The sequence below is a fragment of the Flavobacterium circumlabens genome (assembly GCF_004345565.1).
Taxonomy (GTDB): Bacteria; Bacteroidota; Bacteroidia; order Flavobacteriales; family Flavobacteriaceae; genus Flavobacterium; species Flavobacterium circumlabens.
On sequence record NZ_SLWA01000006.1, the window covers coordinates 359,189 to 382,577 of the forward strand.

At 36.8% G+C, this 23,389-nt stretch carries 25 protein-coding genes; 8 read left to right on the forward strand and 17 right to left on the reverse strand.

What is annotated here, in order from left to right; translation table 11 throughout:
- Window positions 1-98: 98 nt before the first annotated feature.
- A complete protein-coding gene (locus EV142_RS16310) occupies window positions 99-1,406 on the reverse strand; it encodes an epoxide hydrolase family protein (protein WP_132036909.1) in 1,308 nt (435 codons plus the stop codon).
- A 770-nt stretch (window positions 1,407-2,176) separates the two neighbouring features.
- Here EV142_RS16310 and EV142_RS16315 point away from each other — a divergent pair.
- On the forward strand, window positions 2,177-2,899 hold the full coding sequence (locus EV142_RS16315) for a hypothetical protein (protein WP_132036910.1): 723 nt from the start codon (window positions 2,177-2,179) through the stop codon (window positions 2,897-2,899).
- Between the two features lie 359 nt (window positions 2,900-3,258).
- Here the strand turns inward: EV142_RS16315 and EV142_RS24075 are convergent, their stop codons facing one another.
- Window positions 3,259-3,423 (reverse strand): hypothetical protein, encoded by a 165-nt coding sequence (locus EV142_RS24075; RefSeq protein ID WP_158286335.1) that lies wholly within the window; start codon window positions 3,421-3,423, stop codon window positions 3,259-3,261.
- A gap of 267 nt (window positions 3,424-3,690) precedes the next feature.
- On the opposite strand from EV142_RS24075, the gene EV142_RS16320 reads away from it, so the two are divergent.
- From EV142_RS16320 to EV142_RS16340, 5 genes are all read left to right on the forward strand, one after another.
- Window positions 3,691-4,626: a hypothetical protein gene (locus EV142_RS16320; protein ID WP_132036911.1), complete on the forward strand. Its 936-nt coding sequence runs from the start codon at window positions 3,691-3,693 to the stop codon at window positions 4,624-4,626.
- A 251-nt stretch (window positions 4,627-4,877) separates the two neighbouring features.
- Window positions 4,878-5,357, forward strand: coding sequence for a GNAT family N-acetyltransferase (locus EV142_RS16325; protein WP_132036912.1), 480 nt, complete (start codon window positions 4,878-4,880; stop codon window positions 5,355-5,357).
- 190 nt (window positions 5,358-5,547) lie between these two features.
- The gene (locus EV142_RS16330; protein WP_132036913.1) at window positions 5,548-6,009 is read left to right on the forward strand and encodes a VOC family protein; all 462 of its coding nucleotides are present in this window, start codon (window positions 5,548-5,550) and stop codon (window positions 6,007-6,009) included.
- A gap of 189 nt (window positions 6,010-6,198) precedes the next feature.
- On the forward strand, window positions 6,199-7,050 hold the full coding sequence (locus tag EV142_RS16335; protein ID WP_132036914.1) for a helix-turn-helix domain-containing protein: 852 nt from the start codon (window positions 6,199-6,201) through the stop codon (window positions 7,048-7,050).
- Between the two features lie 86 nt (window positions 7,051-7,136).
- Window positions 7,137-7,721: a DUF417 family protein gene (locus tag EV142_RS16340; protein ID WP_132036915.1), complete on the forward strand. Its 585-nt coding sequence runs from the start codon at window positions 7,137-7,139 to the stop codon at window positions 7,719-7,721.
- A 212-nt stretch (window positions 7,722-7,933) separates the two neighbouring features.
- On the opposite strand, the gene bshB1 is transcribed toward EV142_RS16340, so the two are convergent.
- From bshB1 to EV142_RS16415, 15 genes are all read right to left on the reverse strand, one after another.
- The gene (gene bshB1 / locus EV142_RS16345; protein ID WP_132036916.1) at window positions 7,934-8,641 is read right to left on the reverse strand and encodes a bacillithiol biosynthesis deacetylase BshB1; all 708 of its coding nucleotides are present in this window, start codon (window positions 8,639-8,641) and stop codon (window positions 7,934-7,936) included.
- Between the two features lie 4 nt (window positions 8,642-8,645).
- Entirely contained in the window at window positions 8,646-9,266 is a 621-nt protein-coding gene (locus tag EV142_RS16350) for a pyridoxamine 5'-phosphate oxidase family protein (RefSeq protein WP_132036917.1), read from the reverse strand.
- 109 nt (window positions 9,267-9,375) lie between these two features.
- Window positions 9,376-10,359 carry a type I glyceraldehyde-3-phosphate dehydrogenase gene (locus EV142_RS16355; protein WP_132036918.1) on the reverse strand — a complete coding sequence of 328 codons (984 nt, stop codon included), beginning with the start codon at window positions 10,357-10,359 and terminating at the stop codon, window positions 9,376-9,378.
- 17 nt (window positions 10,360-10,376) lie between these two features.
- Window positions 10,377-11,141 carry a sulfite exporter TauE/SafE family protein gene (locus EV142_RS16360; protein ID WP_132036919.1) on the reverse strand — a complete coding sequence of 255 codons (765 nt, stop codon included), beginning with the start codon at window positions 11,139-11,141 and terminating at the stop codon, window positions 10,377-10,379.
- Between the two features lie 3 nt (window positions 11,142-11,144).
- Window positions 11,145-12,047 (reverse strand): alpha/beta fold hydrolase, encoded by a 903-nt coding sequence (locus EV142_RS16365; protein WP_158286336.1) that lies wholly within the window; start codon window positions 12,045-12,047, stop codon window positions 11,145-11,147.
- Between the two features lie 40 nt (window positions 12,048-12,087).
- A complete protein-coding gene (locus EV142_RS16370) occupies window positions 12,088-12,504 on the reverse strand; it encodes a nuclear transport factor 2 family protein (protein WP_132036921.1) in 417 nt (138 codons plus the stop codon).
- 85 nt (window positions 12,505-12,589) lie between these two features.
- The gene (locus EV142_RS16375) at window positions 12,590-13,456 is read right to left on the reverse strand and encodes an alpha/beta fold hydrolase (RefSeq protein ID WP_132036922.1); all 867 of its coding nucleotides are present in this window, start codon (window positions 13,454-13,456) and stop codon (window positions 12,590-12,592) included.
- Between the two features lie 23 nt (window positions 13,457-13,479).
- Window positions 13,480-14,025 (reverse strand): carboxymuconolactone decarboxylase family protein, encoded by a 546-nt coding sequence (locus EV142_RS16380; RefSeq protein ID WP_132036923.1) that lies wholly within the window; start codon window positions 14,023-14,025, stop codon window positions 13,480-13,482.
- A 583-nt stretch (window positions 14,026-14,608) separates the two neighbouring features.
- On the reverse strand, window positions 14,609-15,442 hold the full coding sequence (locus EV142_RS16385; protein WP_132036924.1) for an AraC family transcriptional regulator: 834 nt from the start codon (window positions 15,440-15,442) through the stop codon (window positions 14,609-14,611).
- 44 nt (window positions 15,443-15,486) lie between these two features.
- Complete coding sequence (locus EV142_RS16390) at window positions 15,487-16,167, reverse strand: metal-dependent hydrolase (protein ID WP_132036925.1); 681 nt, start codon at window positions 16,165-16,167, stop codon at window positions 15,487-15,489.
- Between the two features lie 239 nt (window positions 16,168-16,406).
- The gene (locus EV142_RS16395; RefSeq protein WP_132036926.1) at window positions 16,407-16,871 is read right to left on the reverse strand and encodes a DinB family protein; all 465 of its coding nucleotides are present in this window, start codon (window positions 16,869-16,871) and stop codon (window positions 16,407-16,409) included.
- A 133-nt stretch (window positions 16,872-17,004) separates the two neighbouring features.
- A complete protein-coding gene (locus EV142_RS16400; protein WP_132036927.1) occupies window positions 17,005-17,586 on the reverse strand; it encodes a Crp/Fnr family transcriptional regulator in 582 nt (193 codons plus the stop codon).
- Window positions 17,587-17,767: 181 nt separating this feature from the next.
- The gene (locus EV142_RS16405; RefSeq protein WP_132036928.1) at window positions 17,768-18,550 is read right to left on the reverse strand and encodes an alpha/beta hydrolase; all 783 of its coding nucleotides are present in this window, start codon (window positions 18,548-18,550) and stop codon (window positions 17,768-17,770) included.
- Between the two features lie 218 nt (window positions 18,551-18,768).
- On the reverse strand, window positions 18,769-19,860 hold the full coding sequence (locus EV142_RS16410; RefSeq protein WP_132036929.1) for an alkene reductase: 1,092 nt from the start codon (window positions 19,858-19,860) through the stop codon (window positions 18,769-18,771).
- A 138-nt stretch (window positions 19,861-19,998) separates the two neighbouring features.
- Window positions 19,999-20,424, reverse strand: coding sequence for a nuclear transport factor 2 family protein (locus tag EV142_RS16415; protein WP_132036930.1), 426 nt, complete (start codon window positions 20,422-20,424; stop codon window positions 19,999-20,001).
- A gap of 296 nt (window positions 20,425-20,720) precedes the next feature.
- Between EV142_RS16415 and EV142_RS16420 the strand changes: the two genes are divergently transcribed.
- Window positions 20,721-21,797, forward strand: a complete 1,077-nt coding sequence (locus tag EV142_RS16420; RefSeq protein ID WP_158286337.1) for an MBL fold metallo-hydrolase — start codon at window positions 20,721-20,723, stop codon at window positions 21,795-21,797.
- A gap of 113 nt (window positions 21,798-21,910) precedes the next feature.
- Window positions 21,911-23,326, forward strand: coding sequence for an aldehyde dehydrogenase family protein (locus EV142_RS16425; protein WP_132036932.1), 1,416 nt, complete (start codon window positions 21,911-21,913; stop codon window positions 23,324-23,326).
- Window positions 23,327-23,389 lie beyond the last annotated feature (63 nt).

Genomic DNA, 23,389 nt, shown 5'->3' on the forward strand with positions numbered 1-23,389 from the left:
TCTATACGTAGATCTTGGCTTTCAAATCCTACAAATCGAGCATTTTAAATTCGTCAGATAGTACAAAAGAACCTTTAATTGAGAGCTGCTTACCCTAATTATCGAAGTGATTTAAATGCAGCCCGCAATTCCTGTGTAAATAATTGCGGTTGCTCCCATGCTGCAAAATGCCCTCCTCTATCCACTTGATGGAAATAAATCAGGTTTTTAAAAGCACGATGTGCCCATGATTCCGAAGATGTAAATACATCATCAGGAAATACGGTAATAGCAACCGGTAATTTGATTTGATCGGTTTTCATTGCACCTGCATTAATATTGTCTTTATTTCTGTTTTCCCAGTAAATTCGTGCCGAAGAAGTCCCGGAATTGGTTAACCAATAAAGTGTAATATCATCCAGTACCTCATCTTTTGTCGGAGATTGTTCCGGATCAGTTCCGTAAGACCAATTTGAAAAACCAGGGTGCAAAAGAAGCCATGCGGCAAGACCAACTGGAGAGTCGTTCAATCCGTAACCAATCGCTTGTGGACGTGCAGTCATCGTCGCCTTATAGGTAAAATATCCTCCTTTGTTCAATTTAATGCGGTAATCGAAAGCGGCTTTTTCCTGAGCAGAAAATTCCTCTGGTGCTATTCCGCTTCCAATTGCTTTTACTCCTTCTGCAGGTAATGTTGCAGGAAAGTTACTGTGAATACCCAATAATCCTTCAGGTGCCTGCAAAGCCATTGAGTTAACAACTCCAGCTCCCCAATCTCCACCTTGAGCTACATAATTTTTATATCCAAGACGATTTACTAATACTGTCCAAGCTTTTCCTATTCGGTCAATATCCCATCCTGCCTCGGTTGGTTTTCCTGAAAAACCAAAACCTGGCAATGAAGGTATAATAACATCAAAAGCATCCTCTGGTTTTCCACCATACGCCACTGGATCAGTTAGTGGACCAATGACTTTAATAAATTCAAATACTGAACCTGGCCATCCATGTGTTAAAATAACCGGCATAGCATTAGGTTCTTTAGAACGAACGTGGATGAAGTGAATATCGACTCCGTCTATCTTTGTTAGAAATTGTGGGTAAGAATTTAGCTTAGCCTCTGCTTTTCTCCAGTCATAATTGGTACTCCAATATTGCGCTAAACCTTTCAATTTTGCAAGTTGTACTCCTTGCGACTGGTCCAAAACGGTTTCTTTTTCCGGCCATTTTGTTGACAGCACACGCTGGCGAAGATCCTTTAATGTAACATCAGAAACAGCAACGGTATATGGACGTATTGATTCTGATGGTTTCACATTAGTTGTAATCGCGTTTTGGGCAAATCCGCTGCCAGCCGCTAGCAAAATAAATACCCCGGACACTATTGTTGAATGAAGGTCACTTTTAATCATTTTTAATGTTTTCATTTTTATGTGGTTGTAAATTATGAGACAAAAGTATTTCGCGATCTGACTCCGGGAAAGCACTAAATCGGGAAACAGACTAAAAGGTAGTTAAAACCGGCATTTCGAATGTTGAATGATGTTAGACCTTCCAAAAATCGAAATACACTCTATTAATCAACACATTACTGGTATTATGTATTTCTTTTTATAACTAGAAGAGGGGCATGCATGGACTATTCCATTTAAAATTGAAAATGATAAATCAACTAAATATTAATTAGAAGATCACATCTTTATAAGTAGGGCAAATTCTTATATAGGCAAAACAATGAAGATAAGTCCGGCATTTAAATTTTCAAGTTTGGGGATGTCCATTTGAATGTCAAATTTGACTGCTTGAACTATTTAAAAGCTTAAAAAAAAGGAACATAGTCACACCTTTGTATCAAAATTACAAACATCACAATTTAAAAACAAATAAAATGAAAGTAAAAAAAATGGAAATCGAAAGCGCACTTAGTCGCATCGATTGGATTGGAAGAAAGTAACGGGAGCACACAACGGAACTATTAAAGTAAAAGAAGGTCCTTTCTTGCTTATCGATGGGCAAATAACGACAGGTGAGTGATCATTGATAGGTCTACACTTGTAATTTTGGACGTTACCGATTCGGCTGCCAATACACAATCTGCACGTCACCTTTCATTGGACAAAAAAGTACATAAAGATTAAAGTAACAACTTTCTATTCAACAGTATAATTAAACAATATCAATTAAAAATTACAACAAAATGAACGATTTATTAGAGTTTACAATCAATGCTCATGGAGGCATTAAAACATGGAACAAATTTGAAACCATCAGCGCAAAACTTATCACTGGTGGAGTATTATTTCCAATGAAGCAGCAAGCAGGCATTCTTGATGATATCTATGTTACTTCCAATACAAAAAAAGAATTCACAACGCACTATCCTTTTATAGAGAAAGACTGGCATACTTCTTTTGATCCAGGACGTATTGCCATAGAAAATCATAAAGGGGAAATAATTGAGGAACTGTTTAACCCTGGAGAATCATTTATAGGGCATGAGAGAGAAACACCATGGTCAAAATTGCAACTTGCCTATTTCGCAGGATATGCAATGTGGACCTATCTCAATGCACCTTTCATTTTTACAAACTCAAATTATAAAGTCAAAGAATTGGAGCCATGGGAAGAAAATGGAGAAATATTCAGAAGGTTACAAGTCGAATTTCCGCCTGAGATAGCCACCCATAATCAAATCCAAACCTTTTATATTAACAACGAAGGACTTATAGCAAGACACGACTACAATGCCGAGATTTTAGGAAATTCTTCAGCTGCTCATTATCTATCAGATTACATAGAAGTTCAAGGCATTAAAATTCCCACCAAAAGAAAAGTATATATTAGATTGGAAGATAATACACCGCTCTTACCTGCGCCTCTTTTAGTTTCAATTAGCTTAAGTGAAATAAATTTAAAGTAAAAAGTTAAGTTCCTAAATTACAGAATGTGCTTAAAAAACAAATAATTATCTTACAAATTCACTTAAAATTAAGTCATTTCTTTAAATCTTGGAGAAAATAGTTTAAAATTTGTCCCGCAGAGATCACCACAGCCAAAAGGCGCCAATTGAGGACAATTGGCGTCTTTTTTTCATATACCCTATTAAATAAGTAAGTTTGCTGATTTTTGCTTTTATTTTCTTTTTTTAGAATCACACTAAAATAAAAAAGCAAACTGCAAAAGAATACGTATTTTCATGAAAAATAAGACCAATTTAAAATTTAGTGTGTGATAACCTAACAGGATTCGAACACCTAGAATGCCACAGAAATAAAGTCTCTATATTATCCTAAATTGTTTCAATTGCTGTTCAAAGGCAAATAATGAAATCTCATTTACAAAATGGTTTATCATTTCATTATTACGAAAATCTTCCGCTGCCGTTGAGCTAGGTTTCATTGATTTTATTTCAAATCTTTCCTTTATAAATTCTGGAAAAATCATGGCGCAGTAGTATTTTTAAAAATGGAAAACCAGCAAAATAAGGCTCTAAGAACTTTTGGTTCGAAACTTTATTAATCCGTTGTAAATTCTTGAAAAAAATATTCTGGCTGTTGTTAAAAACTAATAATTGATCAATTTCTTTACCTAGTTTCCAGATAAAGAGTAAATTAAAAACAGGAATAAATAGTCCATTAAATAACCCGAAAAATCCATTTCAAACATCTTTTTTATATTGGAAATTTGTGTTGTATTTAAATAAATAATCAAATGAAAACTTTTTATAACGATACCCTACAGATTACCTCACAATATCAAATTAAATTTTATACTATAGCATACGGACTTATATTGCTGATGACTGCAGCGGCATTCCACTTTAAGGATAAGGAAATTATTTTGCCGGAACTGGCTGCCTTGTCAATCGGATGTTTCATATACAAAAAAAACACATGGACTGCCAAGCCCCTGCACTTGTTTCTGCTTCCCTCTATCACGGCATTTATTGGTTTTTTTATTAATCAGCTAGAGATTAATATGGCTGCCAAAATTGTAGTGATTATGATAGTGATGCTGGCCGTTCTGTACTCAATTAAAAGCAATCTGGCACCTGCACTCGCAACGGGATTACTTCCAATCGTGACAAATTGTAATTCTTATATCTTTCTAATTTCCATAGTTCTTGCTATGGGATTGCTCGCAATTCTTACAGCTGTATTTTTTAAGCCTGAAGTTTCCGGGGCTGCTGTAGTGGAGGAACCAAAATCGATTCTTGCAATTTTGGTATTTCTGGCTGTTTTGATAGTATGGGTAATAATCTGCTCTGTCTTAGGTACTATGCAGATAGCTGCGCTTCCTCCTGTAATTGTAATGGGTTACGAATTGATCGACAAGAAGATGTACAGTTTTACGATGTTGTACAAACAGGTTGCCGCTTTGATGCTGGCCGCTTTTATTGGAGCGCAGAGCTTTTATTTTTTAGACAATTTTCTGCTCGCTGCCTTTGTAAATTTGATTGCGGTAACCATTATGCTGCATTATTTGAAAATGAAAATGCCTCCTGTGTATGCGATGGCAATGCTTCCGATGGTTCTGCCTTCTTATTCTCATGTTTATTTCGCACTTAGCACAGGAATAACAGCAGCTGTACTTTTGGGAACTGTGTACCTCTTAATAAATAAAACATCTGTTAAGCTCTCGCGTTAATTTCTTTGGGATCAGATGGAATAGTATATTTTAAAATGCAATTGATTTTTACTGTAATTTAATAAAGATATGCTTATAGGATATCTTTAATTAAACACTTGAGAAGTATCACGGAAATAAGGACGTCTTCAGCGTTCAAATTATAAATACGAATGAAATCGATAAAGATATATCCTCTTAATTTTTTATAACTTCGTAATTTCGAACCAATACAAAAGAATTATAAAACTCATAAAAATTACAGTAAATAGATGGTTGAAATTATAGAATTTAAGGCGGTTGACCAGAGTCTGGTACGCGAATTTGTACTCAATATACAAAACGGTGAATTTAATCTGGGATTTACAGAATCAGATCAGCCTGACCTTATTGATACAGCAAAATTTTATCACAAAGGGAATTTTTGGACAGCCAGGATCAACGGGGAAATTGTGGGTACAATAGGACTTCAAAATCTCGACAATCATAACGGAGTACTGCGCAAAATGTTTGTACGACAAGATTACAGAGGTACTGAACTGAAGATTGCGCAGGTGCTTTTTGAGGCATTGATTGCTTTTTCACTACATATTAACCTGAAGGTGATTTGGCTTGATACCCCTGGAATTGCAGCTGCATCACACCGGTTTTATGAGAAAAACGGCTTTCAGCAGACTGATAAACTGAATTTGCCTGAAAAGTATGTTTTTCCCGATAAAAACTCAAAAATATACAAGCTCGCTATACAGTAGCATCCAAAAAAGAGGAAGAATATAGACCGGCAGCTGTAGGTGATGAAGCTGTTTTTGTGTATGAATCTTGATATAAATCAATTCTTTTCCTATCAAATGTCAATCAGTAAAAAGATCTTTTGCCGGAAATTTGCACTTTAAATAATACACTTTACAGGTGCTTAAATATCAACTTTTAATTTTTTTAAACATGGAAACTACTTCACTAAATAAAAATGGCCTGGCCTCTTTTTCTCTTTACAATGTTGCTTTTACCGTTGCCGACTTAGATCAGTCTATCGCGTGGTACAAATCTATTTTCGGTTTTGAGCTTGTAAGCCGGGTGACTTTTACTATTCCTGCCGGATCTGCAGAAACTGCAATAATAAAAGCCGGAGAACTTCGTCTTGAACTTTTGCAGGTGCCAAATGCAAAACGAATTGAAGAGCTTTTTGCAGAAGCACCTCATCATCTTACTCCAATCGGGAATAAATCTATTGTGCTGCAGGTAGATGACCTTGCAGTGGCTTCACAAGAACTTGAAGAAAAAGGAGTGACATTTGTTTGGCGTGAACTTTATATCGCCGGCGATAAAATGCTTTGTACCATGATCCAGGATGTAGATGGAAATAAGATAAATATTTTCCAGACTGATACTATTATTGGTCAATAAAAACAAATTAGTTATTAAGCTTAATGTTTTAAGAGCTGTAGCAGTAAATGCTGCAGCTTTGATATTTTATCCCTTTTATATCAGGATGGATAAAATTGCTGTTACCTTTCAGCAAAAAGGAACTGAAAATTAAAATTCATAAATTAAACTGTTTATTTTTACATCAGTAATAAAAATAATTCCCAGCGTATGAACAAAGTATTTTCAGATACAGGAAATGTACTTTTAGGGCTCGACCACCCTGAAGATAATACATTAGCTTCACCTGCGCAATTTGCCGAGTACACAGTCATTCTCATTACAGAAGGTGAAGGTATATTTCATGCAGACTTTGCCTCTTTTCCTTTTACTTCTCCTGTTATACTTTTTTCGACACCTCAGCAGTCCATTTACATTAAAGAAACCAAACCTGTAAAATATGTTATGCTGCAATTTCACAGCGATTTTTACTGTATCGAATATCATAGAAATGAAGTAGCCTGCAATGGACTGCTTTTTAATAACATTTATATAGAACCTTCTCTGAAACTATCGCAAGGAGAGCTTGACTCCTATCTGCAGTTAATCCGTCAGATCAATGATGAGTTCAAACAGCCGGATCCATCAGATATCGTACTGAGGGCTTACCTTCAGCTTTTCCTTGCCAAATCCAGCAGCATAAAAATAAAAAGTATTGAAAAACAAAAAGTATTCAAGGATGAAAAAATGGATTTATTCAAACAGCTTCTTGAAGAAAACTTTCTTACCCTTCACAAACCCAGCGACTATGCTTCACTGCTGGCAATGACGCCAAATAATTTTACTAAACAATGTACCAGACGTTTTAATAAAACTCCTTCTCAGCTGATTCAGGAAAGGTTAATCCTTGAGGCAAAAAAACAGCTGCATCTCACAAGACTAAGCATAAAGGAAATTGCCTTTGCACTTAAGTTTCAGGATGAATATTATTTCAGCAGAGTATTTAAAAAGATGACTAAAATTTCTCCGCAGACCTTCAGGAATACCACAGGGATCTCTATAGTGGCAGATTTGTCTATCTAAAAGCATTATTTATCCATTTCAGCAGAACCCCACGCACCGTAGCTTTGTAGTGTTAATTATCAAAACATAATTTAAAAAACAAAGCAATGAAAAATACCTTTTTAACTACAATAGCAAATCTCGACAAGGCTGGAAAATCAGTCATTCGAGCCGGAATAGTGATTGTTTTCCTTTGGATCGGAGCTCTTAAATTTGTTCCATACGAAGCGGACGGGATTGTACCCTTTGTGGCCAACAGCCCTTTTATGTCCGCTTTATACAATAACCCGCAGGAATATAAAGATCATGTAAATAAGGAAGGTGAATTGATTCCTGAAAACCGCCAGTGGAATATCGAAAACAATACCTATGGTTTTGCCAATGAATTAGGGATATTATTAATTGCTCTTGGTATTCTGGTAGGCATTCACCGCTGGGCACCGCTGGAGAGCATGTTTGGAAGCATCCTTGTATTCCTGCTTACACTTGGAACACTGTCATTTCTGATTACAACTCCCGAGAGCTGGGTTCCTCATTTAACGGATCAGCAGTATGGATTTCCGTTTTTATCCGGCAGAGGACGTCTTGTTTTAAAAGATGTAGTGATCATGGGTGCTTCCATCATTACGATGAGCGAGTCGGCCGCCCTTTATCTTAAAAATAAAAAGACAAAATTGATAACCGCACGCTGAGAAATACTGAATCTTTCCGGAGCAGGCAACAGCTAAAAAATAGTAAGGATCTATGGAAAATATTCTGTGGATCCTTTTTTTTGCTTGTACAAATTAAGGAAAAAAGTTATGCCTTCGGGAAAATTGATCTGGCGCAAGCTACTGAAAATATCGGAATTTTGTACTGCAACCGAGGATAAACTCTTTAAAATAAGACATCTTCTAAAGATGTATTATATAAGATCCATTAAATCTTTTGTGCCGATATAACGCTCGCATGTAAATCCTTCTGCATATTTCACCCCTATTGCACGGCCGAAAATCTGATTGGTGCTTTCAATTTGTTTGAGTAGATTGAGTATACCTGCGGCACTTGCATCCGCTGCAGAAACAAACTGGGTATCATAAGCCCTGATCACTTCTGTTTTTTGATTAAAAAAATCACTGATATCAACTACAACGTCCGGCTTAATAAAATAGTCCTGTATATAATGATAAACAGCACCAGGTCTCCATTTATGCTGTAATTGTCCGTCATTATAAGTTTCTATTTTCCTTAATCCGGATAAAAATGAAGCTTCACTGATAAGATCGGCTGCTTTTTTATGATCACTGTGACGGTCAAAAATAGCGTTGGCTAAAATAATTTTAGGCTGATATTTTCGAATAAGCTGAATTACTTTCAGCCTGTTCTCATGGGTATTTTCTATATTGCCGTCCATAAGGTTTAATTGCTCCCTAGCAAATAGGCCAAGCTTTTTTGAGGCTGCTGCAGCTTCCCTATTTCTGGAGTGCTCATCGCCAAAGCTGCCGAGCTCTCCTCTGGTGAGATCCGCAATAACCACTTTTCCTGCCTTGCTTATGGTTTTTAAAATAACTCCTGCAGCCGCACATTCCACATCATCAGGATGTGCACCGAATGCTAAAATGTCAATACTCATATCCTTACTCTTCTTTAATTCCCAGTTTTTCTTCCAGTGCTTTTACTTTATTCTCCAGGCTTACGATATATTCTTTTTGGGGCATCAGTGCCTCATCGATCTCCTGGGTTGTATAACGTGGCGTTATATGCTGTGGACAGTTCCAGTCATAGGCCTGAATTTCGAATACCATCATTCTCTCGGGACGGAACTTATAGTCTTCCGGTTTCAGCATATCGTATAATTTTTGATCCTCCTCCAATTCTACAATCTTTGCCTTGGCATAAAGTTTTAGTCTGGCACGGTGCGGATAGGAGATCATAATAATAGCCACATTATTATTGGTCGCAATATTTCCAGTAGATATATATTGTTTATTTCCCACAAAATCGACAATTCCAATGGTTTTATTATCAATGACTTTTACAAAGCCCTTAGGTCCTCCGCGATGTTGTATATAGGGATATTCATTCTCTCCGAAACTTGCCATATAAAAACTGTCACGATCCTCTATAAAATAAATTTCATTATCGGTAAGTCCGTCAACCACTGACATTCTTTCCATTCTGTCATAACCATTTCTGCTTCCCTGTTTTTCCTGCAGGTCTTTAACAGCATCTGTAAAAGCTAATTGTGCATAATTCATAAGTAAAGATTTAAGTTGTTAGAATTTTATAGTACAGGCAAATTGTAATGCATGGCAAATCCTAAAAAATGATGATGAGGCATCATTTTTTAGGATTCAAATACTTATTTTATAATTCCTGAATCTGTCTGATCATTTGGTTGGTAAATCCCCACTCATTATCATACCATGCCATAACTTTTACCAGATCCCCATCTACCACTCTTGTCATTTCCAGATCAACTGTTGCTGCATACGGGCTTTTAATAATATCAGTTGATACCAGTGGTTCATCTGTAACCGCTACCACTTTCACATAGCGCTCTGTTAAAGCTTCTTCCGACAATATCGCGTTGATCTCCTCGGCTGTCGTATTTCTTTCTGTCACAAAAGTAATGTCAGAGATAGATCCCACCGGAACCGGAACCCTTACCGCTACACCGTCAAATTTGCCGGCATATTCGGGCAGCGCTTTGGTTGTAGCAATTGCAGCGCCTGTAGCCGCCGGAGCAAGGTTTATACCTGCAGTTCTTCCCATTCTTGGCTCTCTTTTAGAAGGAGCATCTACTAAGGTTTGAGAAGCAGTATAGGCATGTATGGTATTTAAAATAGCTTTCTTTATTCCTATCCTGCGGCCTAAAATCTCTATTAGTGGACTAATATTGTTAGTGGTACAGCTGGCGCAGGAGAAAATGGAAACTTTACCTTCCGCTGTATTGACCCCATGTACTATTGTCGGGGTATCCTTAGTAGGACCTGAAATTACAACAAATTTAGCTCCCGCTGTAATATGCTTTTCAGCATCCGTTTTATTGGTAAACAAACCTGTACTTTCAATAACTGCATCCACCCACAGTTCTTTCCAGGGCAGTTCCAAAGGATCTTTTATCGAGGTATATCTTATTTTGCGGTCATCTATTACAATATTATTACCCTCAAAAGTTACTTTTTTATCGTACTTACCGTAGATACTGTCATATTTTAAAAGGTAAACAGCATTTTCAATACTCATCAGATCGTTAATTCCTACCAGTTCCAGATCCGGAGATTCCAATATTACTTTTAAAGACGCTCTCCCAATTCTGCCGAAACCATTAATTGCAATTTTTTTCATCTTATTTATTTTTTAAATTATTTAACGATAAAGAAATAAAGGGTTATTAATCCCCCTATTACGATTATTATTTTTTTTAATATGTCCTGATTTATTTTTCGTGTTACCGAAGCCCCATAATAGCCGCCGATAAGCGCTCCTGCAATCATAATTAGGGTAAAATGCCAGTCTATAAGTCCCGAGAATAAAAGTGTAAACGCTGCGACACCATTGTTTACTGCGACCATTAGTACTTTTAATCCGTTCATTTCATTTAGGTTTTTCATTCCGTAGAAAGTAAATACGGTCAAAACCATCATTCCCAGGCCTGCGCCAAAATAACCTCCGTAAATACCCAATATTAAAAGTGGAACCAATTTTTTATGATCGTAGTTAAAACTTTTCTGAGCCTCTTTCCTGGAATTAAAATACGCCAAAATTTTCGAACTGAAAGAAAACAGCAGCCATGAAAACAAAAGAAAGTAAGGTACTAAAAATTCAAAAGCTTTAGAGGAAGCAAAAATTAAAAGCATAGCTCCCAAAAAGCCTCCCAATCCGGATATTGAAAGGAGGTAGATCAAGGTTCTTTTGGAAGCTTTTATATCGTTCTGAAATGCTTTTGCACTTGCGATATTGCCCGGCCAGAGTGCTACTGTACTAATTGCATTTGCATTTACGGGAGAAGCCCCTGCAAAAACAAGACTCGGAAAAGCGATAAACCCTCCTCCGCCTGCAACGGCGTTGAGCACGCTTCCGGCCAATGCGGCAAAGAATAGCAGAATCTCAAAAGCATATTGTTCCATGATTTAATCTTTAAAATTTAATTGCCAGAATGCGATGATTTCATTGGCTATTTCTAATCCAAATTCTTCAAGCGCAAAATGTCCGGTAGGATAAAAAATCAGCTTGGAATTAGGTATATCCCTGTGCAGCAGTTCTGCGCCTTCTCTTTTGAAAAATTCATCATTTTCTCCCCATGCTATTAAAGTAGGGGGCTGGATTTTTTTAAGTGTCTCCTGCCAAAGTGGATACAGTTCAATATTGGTTCTATAATCCCTTTTCAAATTGATTTGAATGTTCTTTACGCCTTCTCTCTCCAATAGAAATTGATCTAAAAGATACGTTTCGGGCATAATCCTGTTTTTATTTGTCACACCATTCAGATATTCCCACTTGGTATAATCCAATTCAAAAAATTTATTTAATTGTAAAGCACTTTCATTGGTATTGTCATCATACAATTTTTTTATTTCCTTTAATTTGTCTCCAACTCCTTCTGTGTAAATGTTTCTATTCTGAAAAATCAGCATCTCAACCCTATCCGGATTTTCAACTATGCTGTGCATCAATATTGGAGCTCCATAATCAAAAAGATAAAAACTTGCTTTGCTAATTTCCATTTGTAGCATAAAGGCCGAGATTAATTCACCATAATTTTTAAAAGTATAATCAAAATCGTCCTCACTCGGAATATCGCTGAATCCAAAGGCCGGCAAGTCTAAGGCAATAACTCTGAAATGCTTCGCCAAAACGGGAATAATCATTTTGAACATGACAGACGAACTTGGATAACCATGAAGCAAAAACAGTACATTTTGATTTGACAAACCTGCCTCTCTATATCCAATCTGGATTCCTTCTACAGTAACATATTGGTAGTAAACATTATAATCAATGTCTTCCTGGTTATAATTTATAGCTGTTGTCATGATAAATACTTTTAAAGGGTTTACAATTTGAGATTTATTCTTATTTTCTAAACTTTCTGTCTTTTTCCTGAATTTCGAGATCGTTGATACTGGCATATCTTTTTTGCATCAGGCCGTTGTCATCATATTCCCAATTTTCATTGCCGTAAGCTCTGAACCATTTGCCATCTGCTGACTCATATTCATATTCAAAACGCACCGCGATTCTGTTTTCATGATGTGCCCAGTATTCTTTTTTTAATTTGTAATTTTTTTCCTTTTGCCATTTTCGGGTCAGAAGTGCTATAATTTCTTCCGTGCCATTTACAAACTCAGTTCTGTTACGCCATTCACTGTCTTTGGTGTAAGCTTCTGAAACTCGTTTAGGATCCATACTGTTCCAGGCATCTTCTGCAAGCTGAATTTTTTCTTTTGCTGTTTCAAGGGTAAAAGGCGGTAAAGGATATTTTTTTTCCATGATTCTTGATTTAATGATTTCCCGGTTTCTTATGATAATTTCATTCTGCAATATTCTCATGAGTATTGCAGAATGAATTTTATGCTTATTTGTTTACTTTTCTGTCAAGGAAATCACTGATCAGTTCTCCGATTTCTTTTCCGTAGCTCTCCAAAGCAAAGTGACCGGTTGGGAATAAGTGAAATTCCAGATTTTTTAAATCTTTTTTGAAAGCCTCTGCTCCTACGCCGGGAAAGATATAATCATCTTTACCATATACGATCAGAGTTTCAGGCTGATGATCTCTAAAATACTGCTGCCATTTTGGATACAATACCACATTGGTCTGATAATCATAAAACATAGCAAGCTGAATCGCTCCGTTTTCAGGACGTTCCAAATGTCTTAAATCGATCTCCCAGTTATCAGGAGATATGGCACTTTCATCAGGTACGCTATGCGTATATTGCCATTTTAATCCGTCAGGAGAATGAAAAGTTTTAAGCGTAGCCTCGGCCTCTTTATCATCGATGTTTTTCCAGTAGGCCTTAATAGGATCCCAAAATGTTTCCAGACCTTCATCGTAAGCACAGCCATTTTGAATTATTAAAGTATCTATTTTCTCCGGACTTGCACTTGCAATTCTAAACCCGATTGGCGCTCCGTAGTCCATTAGATAAAGGCTGTATTTTTGTATGTCAAGCTCACTCAACAGCGTAGTTACTATACTGGCCATATTTTCGAAAGTATAATCAAAGTCTTTCATTGGTGGCTGCTCGCTTCTTCCGTATCCGGGATAATCCGGGGCAATAAGATGATATTTGTCTGATAAATCTACAATCAGATTTCTAAACATATGAGAAGATGTTGGGTAACCGTGCAGTAGTACCAGAGTCGGTTTGTTTTTGTCTCCTGCTTCGCGGTAAAAAATTTCAACTCCGTTGATTTTTCTTGTGTGGTAAGTTGTTTTCATAATTTTATTATTTTGGTTTACTATTAGTTTTGGTGAATTGGTGCCAGTTTCGGAAAATCAATATCTGTTTTGGCGGTATTGTTAAAGTAATTTGTAAAAATGCTCAATGCAACAGCAGCTACTATTTCTGCAATCTGCTCTTCTTCATAACCTGTGCCTTTAAATTTTGCTATAGCATCATCAGATACATTTCCTTTTGTATCAAGTACTGCTTTTGCAAATTCTAAGGCTGCGTTTGTTTTTTCATCTGATGAAACTCCAATTCTTGCCTGAGCCAGAGCATCAGCATCAATTCCAATTTTTCCTCCAATGAAACTGTGTGCCGAATTACAATAGTCACATCCATTTTCATTTGCGACCATTAATGAAATTAGTTCTCTTGTTTTTGGTGTAAGTGAAGAACTGTTAAGTGCAGTACTCAATCCAAGATACCCGTTTAGTACCGCGGGTGAATTTCCCATCGTTCTCATCATATTGGGAACCATGCCCATTTTACCTTTTATTGCAGTAAATAATTCTTTTGATTTCCCATTTGTCTGATCCGGGTCTAAAGCTGTTAATCGTGCCATGATATTAAATATTAAATTTATAATAGTTTTGATTGTCGTTATTGACAGTACAAAGTTGCAACACTTACAATGGCAGGAGTTAGTCACATTTTCCCGATGAGTTAACCTTTTTTCCCAAATAGCAGAAATAGGGAGAAATAAGGTCTTAACGGATAATAATAACCTCGAAAATTCGCAAAAACAGCGTTTTGTAATTGTAAGGAGATTAAACTTTTACAAAAAAATCTGCTCAATCTGCGTGAGACTTTTTTACGCAAAAGTTATTTCTCGCAGATTTGGCAGATTGAGCAGATTATAATGATTTTAAATGAGGCACAAAAAAAGTGCCCTGAGTGGAGCACTTTTATAGATGGTAATAACCTCGAAAATTCGCAAAAACAGCGTTTTGTAATTGTAAGGAGATTAAACTTTTACAAAAAAACCTGCTCAATCTGCCAAATCTGCGTGAGACTTTTTTATGCAAAAGTTATTTCTCGCAGATTTGAGAGATTGAGCAGATTATAATTGATTTAAAATTGAATTTAAAATGAGGCAAAAAAAAAGTGCCCTGAGTGGAGCACTTTTATAATTAGTTTGATGTTGGCTAATTTAACTTTAATTTTTCGCGATACTGAATGGGTGAAACACCTTCTTTGTTTTTAAAAAACCGACTGAAAGTCTGAATGTCTTCATAACCCAAATCATAGGCAATTTCCTTTATGGATAAATTGGTATAATTGATTTGTCTTCTGGCATGCAGCATAATCCTGTCGTGAATGATACTTATGGGAGGACGATTGGAAGCCAGTGCAAAAAGATTGGAAAGTGTCTTAGGAGACTTATTTAACTTTGAAGCATAAAAAGCAACATCGTGATGCTTGGAGAAATGCCCCTCCACTAAAAAGTTAAATTCGCGAATAATATCTACCTGGCTTTTTTCTAAGCGGTCGTAATTGGCAGACTTCTTTAAGCTTCTGGCACAAAAAATCAAAATCTGCTTCAGTATAGACTGCAGCATGTCTTTCTGAAGGTTGTCTTTGGCAGACATCTCATTTGAAAAGTTTTCCCAATAATTTTCAAGAAATTTAATTTCATTTTCTATGATATTTACAATCGGTACACCTGTCGCACCAAAAAACAGGAGTCCTTTGCTGCCGACTTCGTTATCATGATTAATGGGACAAAAGAAGGATTGATTCCAGCGGAGAAATCGAACCGAATCTAAATCTAAGCTGTCAATTTTGTGATATTCAGTCAGAAAAACAACATCGTTCCTGTTTAAATTATATTCAACTTTATCGATCATAATTTTCATTTCCTCTCCTTTGTTCCAAAGTAAGGTCATATCGGTATCACCGCTTTTATACAGTATATCTTTATTTATGTTATCCAATTCCTCCAGAATTAGTAACTCTTTGCTGTCTCCACTATAAATCATGTCTGCAGATATTAGATTTTGAAATAATATAAAATAAAAGAAAGTTATAATGCTATGGTGCTTCCAATAGCCGGCAAATAGAGTTGTAATCCTGCCTCATTAAAACTTTGAGTTGCTTTTTGATGATCCATTACAATAAAACCGAAGGTATCGTAATGAACACCTAATATTTTAGCAACGCCAACGATTTTAGAAGCTTCAACAGCCTCTTCAATGCCCATGGTGAGTCCGTCACCAATAGGAAAAACAGCAAAATCAAGTTTAGTGAATTTAGGAATAATTGCCATATCGTTTGTGAGTGCTGTATCGCCGCTGTAATAAAAATTTCCATCTGGCGTGGTAAGGACGAAACCACAGGCAATTCCTCCGTAACTTCCATCGCTGAAACTGCTGGAATGCTGTGCAACAACACACTTAACAGAACCAAACTCCAACTCTTTTTTACCGCCTGGATTTATAGGGAAAGAATTTTCAATTCCGCTTTTCAGAAGCCAGTTATAAATTTCAAAATTTCCAAGTACCATAGCGCCTGTATTTTTGGCTATTCTGACTACATCGGTAATATGATCGTAATGCGCGTGAGATAAAAAAATGTAGTCGGCCTGAATCTGGTCTACATCAATGTCTTTAGCTAATTCATTTGGAGTAATAAAAGGATCAAATAAAATGTTCTTTCCACCGGCAGTCACTAAAAAACAGGAATGCCCAAAATAAGTTACCTTCATTTTTATAAATTTAAGAATTATTAATCAACTTAAAATTTAGCAGGATTTAAAGGGATAATTTAAAGATATAAATTTAGCATTATTATTTACATAGTACTCAAAAATGTTATGGAATTAAAAAGTCTGCTTTAAGCTATTATGCCACTGCATAATAATGCAAAAATCAAATCTAAATATTGTATAAAATAAAAAGCCCTGATAAAATATCAAGGCTTCATCATTTATGTATAACAATAGTACTACAAGAGAAAAGCAAGCTGCCCCAGGTGATAACACTGATGATTCACAATACTTAGCATGGTTTTAAATTGGTGATTAGAATTATCGTCCTCTGTACTCCATTGTTTTTCATTTAGCGAGGAAAATTTCAGATTCAGGTGTTCATTTAAGGCAAACCAATGCGATTTTACCGCTTTGACAGCTGGAAAATTTTGAGCGCATTTGTCAGGACAGCACAAGAAAATTTTCTCATACTCGGGGTACATTTTTGCTCCAAAACCAAAAAGAGGCAGCAAGAGATCATTACTGGCAATTAAATGTCCTAAAAGATAAAGTCCGCTGTTTCTGCCAAAAGCAACATCCTTTTTTAAGTCTTCATCATTAAGTTTGTGAACAAGATCGCTAATCTTCCTGTTCTGTAAGAGCCATGCCTGATAAATAATGCTCCTTTCCATATTCCCTTCAGATATTTTTGTCGCTTCCATCAAATTATTATATTAGTGAAATTTTAAAATTAGCAGTACACAAAAATAATTTCAATAACGCCGTAAACAATTGATATAAAATAAAAAAGCACTTGATATATATCAAGTGCCTGATGGTTGGAATTGTATTTCCCTATTGTTTTTTCGAACTCTGTTTTCTTATTCTGCTTAACGTTTCGGGTGTCATTCCTAAATAGGAAGCAATCATGTGCTGTGGGACCCTTAACGCAATCTGCGGCTGTTTCTCAATAAAGCGAATATACTTTTCTTCTGCATTAAGGCTGATACTGTTATTGATACGATCCTGGATTGCCACAAAACTTCGCTCAATTATTAAATTAACCAGATCCTGAAATTGAGGTATGCTTTTCATAAGTCCGGCAAAATTTTCCTTGCTGATTAATAACAAAGTACTATCTTCTATGGCATCAATATTAAAGCGGGATGGCGTGCCATTTAGAAGACTTTCCCTGTCACCTATCCAATAATTTTCAATAGCAAAATTCAGAACATGCTCCATTGACCGATCGTCTACGCTATAAGTCCTCAGACATCCTTTGGTTATAAAGGCGTTATAACGCCAAATATCCCCCTCTTGCAACAGGTACTGATTTCTTCTGAGTTTTCGTACCACGCAAACCTCCTCGATCATTTTTAGTTCCTGATCGCTGAGTTCTATTTTACTTTGCAAGTATTGAGCAAAAATCTCAAACATATAAATCTTAATTAAAATACAGGTTAATTAAAGCGTAAAGATAAAACAATTACCAAATGGATTTACTGATAAAAATAGGGTCAAAATTTGAATTACTTATAACATGAATCTTAGTTTTTAAGTAATAAATCATTACAAAAATCCTGCTTCTCATCAGTAAATCCTGAAATCATTCACAATCTTATTTTTTTGTATTTGAAGCTTTTACAATTAAATCAGCTACTTCTGCAGCATGCGATATATAAACCACATGACTCGATTTAATCTCCATTACTGTCGCATTTGCACGCTTATACATTTTGCGTTGCAGGTCAGGATGAATATTTTTATCTTCCAGCGTTACAATAGCAAAACTGGGTTTAGTTTTCCATGCTGCATTTGAAAGTTTTGTTCCGAATGAAGCTGCCAGTATAGGAACCTGCGAAGCCTCCATAAAATCACTTTCTTTTTTACTGATATCTGCTGCAAAACCTATATGGTATTTAGCTTTGCTGTAAAACAAGTAGCCATATTGGTCCGGGCCTGTAATTCCATTTTCAGGAGTTGCAGGATAAGTCGAAGCCCATTGCGCTACCGTTTCTCCCGCGTCCGGAACAAAAGCGGCGATAAAAACCAAACTTGCTACTTTTGGGTCGGTTCCAGCTTCAGCTATTACTGCTCCCGCCCAGGAATGTCCTACTAATACTGTTGGCCCTTCTAACTTGTCTAAAACTCTATTTACCGCTGCAACATCGTCAGCAAGACCCGTTAAAGGAAGCTGTACTATGCGTACATTATAACCTTTAGCGGTCAGTATTTCATAAACCTGCTTGTATCCTGATCCATCGGCAAAAGCGCCATGTACCAAAACCACATTTTTACTGATTTGTTCCTGTGCAAAGGTAGTTTGAGCACTAAGGAAACTTAAAGCTAAAACTGCAATCGCAGCTAAGCTTTTTAACGATTTAAATTTAAACATTTTCATATCTTTTACTTTTTAAATTCTAATTGTCATTTTTGACGATACAAAGTTGCAAATCCTACACAATTAAATGTTTGGCATATATTCCTGATATGTTAACCATTTTTCCTAATCTTCTTTTGGTAGAAACAGGCAATGATAAATGCTACTTAACTTTCCTAAATAAAAAAACTCTTAAATAGTTTAAGAGTTTTACTTCGTTTTAAAAAATATAATACTACTTAATTTTCCCTGAAGGTCTCGTAATCAGTATAACCTTCAGCCCCACCCGTATAAAGAAGATCTGTATTAGGAAGAGACAATGCAGCTCCTGTACGATATCTTTCTACCAAATCAGGGTTAGCAACAAACGGCAAACCAAACGCAATAAGATCAGCATTTTTTGAGCTTAAAAGTGCTTCTCCTTTTTCGGAATCAAGTCCGCCGCCAATCATAAGAGTACCATTATACAATGGTCGAAAATAAGAAGCAACATCCTGAAATGCTTCTGCCGGAGTACCCACAACCGATTCCAGTCCCAAAACATGAAGATAAGCCAGGTCAAATTGATTTAGCGCCTGGGCTAAATAACGGAAAGTAGGCTCAGTATCCACATTAGGTTTTAATGTTCCTGAACTTGTCGCAGGGCTAATTTTCAATCCAACTCTTCCTTTTCCCCAAACGCTGGTTACGGCTTCCAGAAGTTCGATTACAAAACGGCTTCTGTTTGCTACAGAACCACCATAAGAATCTGTTCTCTTGTTTGTCTCTGAACTCAAAAATTCAGGAAAAAGATACACATGAGCTCCGTGAATTTCTACTCCGTCAAAACCGGCCTTTTTTGCGTTCAGGCTTGCGGTGCGAAAATCTTCGATAATACCTTTAATGTCCTCAATGGTCATTTCGCGCGGTACAAGAGTATCTTTAAACCCGTCAGGTGTAAATGTTTGTTCATTCGGATTAATAGCAGATGGTCCAAGAGGCAGTTTCCCGTTGAGATGATCCGGATGACTAACAGAACCCACATGCGAAATCTGAAGAAATATTTTACCTCCTGCATCATGTACCGCATCAACAACATGACTCCAGGCTTTGGTTTGTTTATCACTGTAGATACCCGGTACATTTATATATCCAATAGCATCCGGGCTTACCCAGCATCCTTCTGTAATAATAAGACCTGCTGATGCGCGTTGTTTATAATAGATAGCCATTAGGTCAGTCGCCATAAGTTCGGGATTGGTGGCACGGCCTCTTGTCATTGGTGCCATCACTATACGATTTTTCAAAGTAAGGTCTCCCAATTTGTATTCAGAAAATAATTTATTGTCCATTGTACTGTATTTGTATGTTAAAATATTTGTGTTTTGAGAGGTACTATAAAAAGAGCATAACTCCTTAATTAAGATATTATAGAAGTGTTACGATTTAATTTTACAGCAGAAAATTTACAATCCTGTAACAGGCCACTATTATTGAAAAGGCAGATGATTTGCCGCTTCCGGGAAGAAGCTTTTCGTAACTTCAGCCATGTTTAAAGCTTCGCGAAGCAGTTTAATTTTTCCGTTATCGGCCACCAGCCTGCCCATATAAGACTGATTATATGGAAGCCCCGTTATTCCATTGATACAATGAACGTCATATTCTCCGAATACCTGGTCTGGCGTATCGATAAGAATTTGAACATTTTCAAATTTAAAACCAGGAAACATATTGGGAAGATTTTGAAGAAATTCTAATAGGACATCTTTACCTTTCATTTGCCATGGCATCCCCAGACTTTTAAGATAGGGAAGTTCAATAGCGGCATCGTCTGCAAATAATTCTATTACTGTATCTGGATTGTTGATATTTTCAAGATAACCGACCAGCAGTTCTTTAGCTGTTTTAGTACTCATTTTTATCTAATTTAAATAGGTTAAAAATTCTATTTTATTATTTGCAATTAACTTTAAACTGTAAAAAAGTTAACCATTAATTGCGTTACAAAATTAGGCCGGGATATTGATTTCGAAATTGACATATAATAAGAAATCAATTGACAAATCTCAATGATAGGGACCCGGTTATTACACCATGGGAAGAATAGTTAACGATTCAGGAAAAGATGCTAAGCTTAAATGTAAAGGCATGTCGCAATTTTACATTTAATATTAACCGACTGGAAAACATTCAGTTCCTAAAACCAATTCCTATGAAAACTATATTCCCTTTAAGAACAAAACGTAGTACTGTATTCCCATTTTTAACTATTGCCGTATTATTTATTTATAATTTCACAGCAGCGCAGATCAACGTAAGAACGAACCAATCTGCTTTACCCACACTACCCAATTCCTCTTTACCAATTGATCCAACAAAGGGATATTTGGTTTCAGAAATCAAAGACAAAGTGTATTATGTAACCGATGGGATTTACCAAATGATGTTTATTGTCACCAGTGAAGGCGTTGTCGCCGTTGATGCTCCCCCTTCTATTGGCGCAAATATTCTTCGGGCCATTAAAGAAGTCACAGATCTGCCCGTGAAATATGTACTATATTCTCACAGCCATCCGGATCATATTGGAGCTGCAAGTCTCTATCCGGCAGATGCCCAGTATATTTCCAGCGTAGAATCTGCCAATGAATTAAAAAAACATAATGAAGCCAAAAACCAGCTGCCTTTTGGTGTTTTTGTTGGAGGAAAACCGGTCCCTGCACCAACTAAAACATTTAAAGAAAGCCTGACGCTGACTGTTGGCAAGCGAATTATTAAAATTCTTCATACCGGGCAAACGGCTCACAGTGCCGATGATCTGATTGTCTTTCTCCCAAAGGAAAAGATAGTTATGGCAGTGGATATTGTATTCCCCGGATGGGTGCCTTTCGAACAAGTGGCATACGCACAAAATATTGACGGATATCTGGATCTTCACAATTATTTGCTGCAGCTTGATTTTGATACGCTTGTTGCCGGTCACTGGTCAAAACTTGGAAACAGACAAGATGTTATGGATAATAAAAATTACATCTCTGATATAATCTCCGGCCTGCAGGAAGCCTTTGCAAAAGTAGATTTCGGAAGTACTGTGGCAAAAACAGACCATGGCAACATCAATCTGCTGATGGAAACTTATTTTGATGCAGTAGCAAAATTTACTTCCGAAAAAGTAGAATTAAAATGGAAAGACAAACTTTCAGGCACTGATGTGTGGACCTACAGCCACGCCAGAAAATTACTTTCGTTTGTTCGAGAATCAGGAGTAGCAATGCCAATTGCAAATAAATAAATTACAAAACATCAAATCACAGTGAGCTTTAGAGACAACAAATTTGAACTTCTGAGTCAAGTCGCTCCTCTGTTTTCACTCTAATTTTGCATTGTTAAATTAAATAATACAACATGAAAATAATAGATAAAATTTACGTTAACGGTCAATTTACAGCACCACACGGAACAGAAACTCAGGATCTTTACAATCCTGCAACAGGAGAGAAAATTGGTATCGTACATTTAGGCGATCAAATTGATACCGATCAGGCAATAGAGTCCGCAAAAACAGCTTTCCTGACTTTTTCAAAATCAACCCTGAAGGAACGTGGCGAAATACTGCAGCGTCTGCACGATGCCATTCTTGCCAATGAAGAAGCCCTTAATAATGCGGCAGTAGAAGAATACGGATCTCCAATTTCAGCAACCAAAGGAAGAACACGATATGCTGCGCAGATATTTCTCGATACGAAAGCTGCCATGGAAGGATTTGAATTTGAAAAACAACTGGAATATGCCACTATAGTAAATGAACCTTTGGGTGTAATAGCAGCAATCACTCCCTGGAATGCAGATTATACACACATCTGCGGAAAACTTGCCCCGGCGATTGCAGCGGGATGTACGATTGTGATTAAGCCCAGTGAATTGAGTGCCATTCAGACGCAAATCCTTACGGAGTGTTTTGATCAGGCTGGTGTTCCTAATGGTGTCATCAATATTGTAAACGGAACCGGTCCCGTAGTCGGAGCTGTAATGACTGCTCACCCGGACATTGCAGCTGTAACCTTTACCGGATCTACTCAAATTGGCAGGCTGATTGGCAGCAAGGCAGCAGAAACTATGAAAAGAGTTACTCTGGAACTGGGCGGTAAATCACCCAATATAATATTGGAGGATGCGGATCTTCAGAAAGCCATTCCTTTGGCATTAGCAATAGGTTTCAGCAACAGCGGTCAGGCCTGCCATGCAGGAACACGGATTATTGTTCCGGAAAGCAAATTGGAAGAAATCAAAAAGCTGATTGTAGAAAATATGAAAAATATTAAGATTGGGGATTTATGGAGCGCGGAGTCTTACATTGGCCCGATGGTAAGTCAAAAACAGTATGACACTGTACAGCGCTATATTCAGTCCGGCTGGGATCAGGGTGCTGAAATTCTTGTAGGAGGACTGGGTCATCCCGAAGGTCTTGGAGGATTTTATGCTAAGCCAACAGTGTTTGTGAATGTAGAGTCCAATATGATCATTGCCAAAGAAGAAATTTTTGGCCCGGTTCTTTGTGTTATTACCTATAAAACAGAAGAGGAAGCCATAAATATAGCCAACGATACAATTTATGGTCTTTCAGCCTATATCAGCTCAGGTAATGCTGAAAAAGCGAAACAGATCGCACGCCAAATTATCTCTGGACGAGTATTGATCAATACGGCCGTAAATAGGGAATCCAAAGCTCCCTTTGGAGGATTTAAACAGTCCGGTATAGGCAGAACTTCATGGGCATACGGTATTGAAGAATATGTAGAACCAAAAGTGATTGCATTGTAATACAAGAAGAGCTATTATTTCATCTATTTAATAACGATAAATAATAGATCGAGCTTAATTTAA